4 protein-coding genes and 1 pseudogene (1 of these 5 cut by a window edge) are annotated in these 5,872 nt (G+C 61.6%); 3 read left to right on the top strand and 2 right to left on the bottom strand.

Annotation, left to right across the window (positions count from 1 at the left end; translation table 11 throughout):
- A pseudogene (locus QZ307_RS05355) lies at nt 1-1,443 on the bottom strand (CTP synthase); it reaches 166 nt to the left of the window's first position.
- A 315-nt stretch (nt 1,444-1,758) separates the two neighbouring features.
- On the opposite strand from QZ307_RS05355, the gene QZ307_RS05350 reads away from it, so the two are divergent.
- The gene (locus tag QZ307_RS05350; protein ID WP_295996897.1) at nt 1,759-3,240 is read left to right on the top strand and encodes a DUF1846 domain-containing protein; all 1,482 of its coding nucleotides are present in this window, start codon (nt 1,759-1,761) and stop codon (nt 3,238-3,240) included.
- Nucleotides 3,240-4,004, top strand: coding sequence for a trimeric intracellular cation channel family protein (locus tag QZ307_RS05345; RefSeq protein WP_295996893.1), 765 nt, complete (start codon nt 3,240-3,242; stop codon nt 4,002-4,004). The genes QZ307_RS05350 and QZ307_RS05345 overlap by 1 nt, the downstream gene beginning before the upstream one ends.
- A 5-nt stretch (nt 4,005-4,009) precedes the next feature.
- On the opposite strand, the gene QZ307_RS05340 is transcribed toward QZ307_RS05345, so the two are convergent.
- Nucleotides 4,010-4,936: a site-specific tyrosine recombinase gene (locus QZ307_RS05340; protein WP_295996891.1), complete on the bottom strand. Its 927-nt coding sequence runs from the start codon at nt 4,934-4,936 to the stop codon at nt 4,010-4,012.
- 393 nt (nt 4,937-5,329) lie between these two features.
- Between QZ307_RS05340 and QZ307_RS05335 the strand changes: the two genes are divergently transcribed.
- The gene (locus QZ307_RS05335) at nt 5,330-5,806 is read left to right on the top strand and encodes a division/cell wall cluster transcriptional repressor MraZ (RefSeq protein ID WP_295996888.1); all 477 of its coding nucleotides are present in this window, start codon (nt 5,330-5,332) and stop codon (nt 5,804-5,806) included.
- Nucleotides 5,807-5,872: the final 66 nt, after the last annotated feature.

Here is a 5,872-nt window from a genome sequence, read left to right as displayed (position 1 = left end):
AAGGCCCGCGCTGGTCAGCGTGTCGCGGTAGGCGTTGTTCACCTCATAGCGATGACGGTGACGCTCATAGATGATCGGTTCGCCGTAGGCTGCGGCGGCGTGGGTGTCGGGGACCACTTTGCAGGGATAGGCGCCCAGGCGCATGGTGCCGCCCTTGTTCTCGACATCCTCCTGCTCGGGCATGAGGTCGATAACGAGCGGGGCTCCTTCGGGGGCGCTGTCGGCGAACTCGGCCGAGGTGGCTCCTTCCAAGCCGGCCACGTGGCGGGCGAACTCGCAGACGGCGACTTGAAGGCCCAGGCAGATGCCCAGGAACGGCACGTTGTGCTCGCGGGCGTAGCGGGCGGCGGCTATCTTACCCTCGAAGGCACGCTGGCCGAACCCGCCGGGCACGAGAATGCCGTCCATGGCGCCCAGCGTGGCAGCGGCGTTCTCGTCGGTCAGCTCCTCTCCGTCGATCAGGTGAACGTTGACGGTACGCCCTGCGGCAATGCCGGCTGCCACCAGGGCCTCATGGATGGACAAGTAGGCATCGGGCAGGCTGACGTACTTGCCCACCACAGCGATATCGAGCTCGCCTTCGCAGGCGTCCTTCGCTTTCAGGAAGGCACGCCAGGGCTTCAAGTTGATCTTGCGGGGCGCCAGCCCCATCTTCGCCAAGGCCGAAATGTCGAAGCCCTGCTCATACAATCTGATGGGCACCTCGTAAATGGAGGGGGCGTCCGGGCAGGCCAGTACGTCGTCGGTGTCCACATCGCAGAACAGGGCGATTTTCTCGCGCACGCCATCGGTGATCTCGTGATCGCTGCGGCAGACGATGAAGTCGGGTTGGACGCCCAGGCTGCGCAGCTCCTTCACGGAGTGCTGCGTGGGCTTGGTCTTCACCTCGTGGGCGGCGGCAATGTAGGGCACCAAGGTCACGTGGACGAACAGTACGTCGCCCGCGGGCATTTCCTTCTTGAACTGGCGCGCGGCTTCAATGAAGGGCAGTCCTTCAATGTCGCCGATGGTGCCGCCGATTTCCGATATGACAATGTCGGCTCCTGACTGCTCGGCGGCGCGGCGGATGCGCTCCTTGATGGCTTCCGTCACATGGGGGATTACCTGCACGGTGCCCCCGAGGAAATCGCCCCGGCGTTCGCGAGCGATAAGCGTCTGGTAGATGGATCCCTGGGTAAAGTTCGACTCGCGCGACAGGTTCTCGTCGATGAAGCGCTCGTAATGGCCCAGATCGAGATCGCCCTCGTGACCGTCTTCGGTAACGAACACCTCACCATGTTGGAAGGGGCTCATGGTGCCGGGGTCTACATTCAGATAGGGGTCCATTTTCTGCATGGTCACCTTGTAGCCGCGCGCTTTCAGCAGCTGTCCCAGGGAGGCGGCGGTGATGCCCTTGCCCAAGGAGGAGACCACGCCTCCGGTCACGAAGATGTGCTTAGCCATGGGTGACTCCCTTCTGCCCGCTTTGCGGGCTGTGCCGCGTGGTGCGCGAGGGGAGAGGCACAAAAAATGCGCCTGAAGCCGCATCGCGCGCACTTCCAAACGCTTTTCTATTGTAGGAGCCTCGAGACCGCTGCGGCTACGCTTCTTCGCGGTTTTAACGAAGGCGAAACACGGTAGCGCGTTTGTCCGCATTTCTTGTCCGGGGGAAAGCGGCGGGCTCGCCTTGGCTGCTTCTCGGCTATAATTTGGGAGTTTGAAAGCCTTGCCGGCTCCGGCCGGCGGTAAGCGTTTGCGAGCACTGCGGAAAGGACTGCCATGCGCGAGGGATTTGACAACGACAAGTACATCGAGCTGCAGGCGGAGCGCATTCGCGAGCGCATCGACCAGTTCGGCGGCAAGCTGTACTTGGAGTTCGGCGGCAAGCTGTTCGACGACTACCATGCCTCCCGCGTGCTGCCCGGCTTCAAGCCCGACACGAAGATTTCCATGCTCCAGTCCATGAAGGACGAGGTGGAAATTGTCATTGCCATCAACGCCAACGACATCGAGCGCTCGAAGGTGCGCGGCGATTTGGGCATTACCTACGACGAGGACGTGCTGCGCCTCATGGACATCTTCCGCTCCATGGGTTTCAGGGTGGGCTCGGTGGTTATCACGCGCTACGCCAACCAGCCGAACGCCGATCTGTTCCGCAAGCGTTTGACGGCCATGGGCATTACCAGCTATCTGCATTACCCCATTGCCGGCTATCCCAACGACATCGACCACATCGTCTCCGACGAGGGCTTTGGCAAGAACGAGTACATCGAGACCACCAAGCCCCTCGTGGTGGTGACGGCCCCGGGTCCCGGTTCGGGCAAGATGGCCACCTGTCTCTCGCAGCTCTATCACGAGCACAAGCGCGGGGTTACCGCCGGCTACGCCAAGTACGAGACGTTCCCCATCTGGAACTTACCGCTGTCGCATCCGGTGAACATCGCCTATGAGGCCGCCACGGCTGATCTGGACGACGACAACATCATCGACCCGTTCCACCTGGAGGCCTATGGCGAGACCACGGTGAACTACAACCGCGACGTGGAGATCTTCCCGGTGCTGCGCGCCACCATGGAGCGCATCTCGGGGGAGTGCCCCTATCAGTCGCCCACGGACATGGGCGTGAACATGGCCGGGCTGGCCATCTCGGACGACGAGGTGTGCCGCGAGGCCGGCAACAACGAGATTGTGCGCCGCTACTTCCAAACAGCCGAGGAGATCAAGCGCACGGGCACGGGCGAGGAAGCGCTCAAGAAGATCGAGCTTCTGATGAACCAGGCGAATATCACGCAGAACCTGTCGCCGGCGCGCTCGGCGGCCCTGCTGAAGGAGGAAACCACCGGTGGCCCGGCCGGCGCCATGGTGCTGCCCGACGGCCGCGTGGTGACGGGCAAGACGGGGAACCTTCTGGGCGCCGCATCGGCACTGCTCATGAACGCACTCAAGGGCGTGTCGGGGGTCGATGACGAGCTCTACGTCATCTCCGACGACGTGCTCGAGCCCATCTGCCACCTGAAGACCGAGCACCTGAAGAGCCACAACCCGCGCCTGCACTCCGATGAGACGCTGCTGGCCCTGTCCATCAGCTCGGTGACCAACCCGCTGGCAGCCGAGCTCATCGACAATGCCGACAAACTGCGCGGCTGCGACGCTTACTTCTCGGTCATCATCTCGGCGGCCGACGAGAAGCTCTACCGCACCCTGGGCATCAACGTGTGCTGCGAGCCCAAGTACGAGCAGCACCGCTACTATCACAAGTAATGGAGCAGTTCTTCGCAGACGGGGCTACCTTGCAGGTGCCCTTTGGCGCCGACTTCTTCTCGGTGGCCGTGGGCGTCATCACCGGCGCCATCTTCGCCTGCGACCGTAAGCTCGACATCGTGGGCACCGTGGTGCTGGGGCTGCTCACGGCTTATGGCGGCGGTATTATCCGCGACCTGCTGCTGCAGGACCACGGCGTCTACTTCATGCAGTACCCTGAGGTCATCCTCATATGCATGGGCCTGGCGGTGTTCGTGTTCTACTTCCGCGGCCTGTTCAAGCACGAGGGGCAGCTGCTCTTCTTTGCCGATGCCCTGTCGGTGGCCTTGTTCGCCCTGGCCGGCGCCAACAAGGCGTTCCAGTGCGGCGAGGGCTTCATCATGGTGGTCATCTTAGGGGCGCTCACCTCGGTAGGCGGGGGTGCCCTGCGCGATATCGCCGTGGGGGAGACCCCGGGTATCTTCCAGCGATCGAATTTCTACGCAGTAGCTGGCTTGGCCGGAGCCTTAGTGTTCGCCACCATGGCGTTTCTTGGGTCGAATTTGGTGCTCACCGCTATTGCCTGTGTGTTCTCCGTCGTGTTTCTGCGCTACTTCAGCGTGTACTTCGACTGGAAAACCTCCGACGATGCCAATTTGGTGCCCACGGTGAGCCGCGGCGCCCATAAGGCGAAGGACTTCTGCGCGGAGATGTTTCGCCGGGCCACGCTCCATCGCAAAAAGGAATCGGCTGCTCGCGCCCTGCGATTTCGCAAGCGGAAATAGGGGCGTTACGCCAGATCCATCTTGTCGCGCGGGTGCGCGCTGATGTACTCCTCGTGCAAGTGCGTGCGGTCCAGGTGCGTGTACACCTGCAAGGTAGACATATCGGCGTGCCCGAGTATTTCCTGGAGCACGCGCAAATCGGCACCGCCTTTCAGCATGTGGGTGGCAAAGGAGTGCCGCAGCGTGTGAGGGTGCAGGTCATAGCGGTTGATGGCGCTGCCCGCCTTGCGCACTAAGTTGAAAATGCTCTGGCGTCCCAGGCGGCCGCCGCGCTGGTTGAGAAACACCGCCGCCTGGTTGTCGGCGCTGGGCGCGGATGCCTTGCGGGCCAGGGCCGGGCGCCCCTCGGCCAAATAGCGACGCAGGGCCTTATCGGCGGCACCGGCAATGGGCACCAGTCGCTCTTTAGACCCCTTGCCGAACACGCGCAGAAAGCCGTCGTCCAAAAAAAGCCCGTCCATGTTGAGGTCGCAAATCTCGCTGGCGCGCAGCCCACATCCATAGAGCACTTCCAAAAGCGCGCGATCGCGCAGCCCCTGGGGACGCTCGTCGACGTAGACGTCGATCATGCGCCCCACTTCCTCGATGCTCAGCACATCGGGCAGCCTATCGGGAGCTTTCGGGATTTTCACCGCCTCCGCGGGGTTTGCTTGGGTGAGTCCTTCGCGTACGAGAAAGCGGTGGTAGCCGCGTACCGCCGAGATGCGCCGGCGCACGGTGGTAGCCGCCAAGCCCTCGTCCTGGAGGGCCTTTTCGTAGCCCACAACCTTGTCGCGGGTGACATCAGCGATGGCCTCAACCCCTTCGCCATCGAGAAAGGCCAGGTAGCCTTCAAGGTCGCGTCGATAGGCCTCGGCCGTGCGCGGCGACGAGCCCCGCTCGATGCGCAGGTAGGACAAGTACTCGTCGAGGGCGTTTTCCAATTCGAACATAAAGGCTTCCTGTCTTGGGTGGGCAGGCTCATTGTACCGCCGTTGGTGGGTCGAAATGTCACGGTCTCCAAAAGTCATGCACAGCCCGTTCGATACCTTGTTCGTTGTCACGACGTCAACATCGTTTTGCTGCATCTTGCATATCTAGTGGTCTCTTCCATCATTCATCAAAATGAACCACAACATATTGATTTCTCTTTCCGTTCTTCGTTGTTCTCTGCCAGATCTTGCGGCGGTAAAGTGGGTCAAAATGGGGCCAAAAGTGGGAGAAAATGTTGCGAAGTGGGGGAAAGTGGGGTAGTATGCAGGACGTGGAAAAAGACCGAGCGGGATTTCGAAACGCACTACTAACGAACTCAAATCCCACTCAAAACGCAGCTTGGAAAGGAAGCCGTGGCCCACGCCGACGACATGGAAACTGCTGATCAAGCCTCTCGTACCGAGGTGGACTTGAACGGTGAGTTTCGTCTGAAAGTCGACGGCAAAGGACGCGTTACCCTTCCCGCGAAGTTCCGCAAGGTTCTTTCCAGCGATCTCACGGTCACCCGGAACCCGTTTGACGAATGCGTCTACGCGTTCGAGGCGCCGGGCTTCAACCAGTGGGTCGAGAGCGTTATGAGCGGCGCCTTCCCCGAGCGGAGGGCCAACGATCGGAAGCAGGACGCGTACCATCGCGCCCTGAAGAGCCGCGCTCGCGATGTGGAGGTCGATTCGGCCGGCCGCATCATGCTCTCGGCGGACATGCGCGAAGCCTGCGGCATCGACAAAGATGTCGTCATTGTGGGCAACGGGAGCCGCTTCGAGATCTGGGATGCCCAGCGTTATGAGGACGAGCTCGCTTCGGTGGACTTGGGCCTCCTGTTCACCTAGGACGCGGTGGGCAGCGGAACCGTGACAAGCGAATATCGGCACATACCTGTTCTTCTCACCGAGTGC

Origin of the sequence: uncultured Adlercreutzia sp., assembly GCA_910585575.1 — a bacterium.
Lineage (GTDB): Bacteria > Actinomycetota > Coriobacteriia > Coriobacteriales > Eggerthellaceae > Adlercreutzia.
Note: the sequence above shows the minus strand (reverse complement) of the source record. Positions and strands in the feature narration are given on the sequence as shown.

Coding starts and splice junctions, on each gene's coding strand:
- QZ307_RS05350 (WP_295996897.1), top strand. CDS start 1,759: ATGCGCGAGGGATTTGACAACGACAAGTACATCGAGCTGCAGGCGGAG.
- QZ307_RS05345 (WP_295996893.1), top strand. CDS start 3,240: ATGGAGCAGTTCTTCGCAGACGGGGCTACCTTGCAGGTGCCCTTTGGC.
- QZ307_RS05340 (WP_295996891.1), bottom strand. CDS start 4,936: ATGTTCGAATTGGAAAACGCCCTCGACGAGTACTTGTCCTACCTGCGC.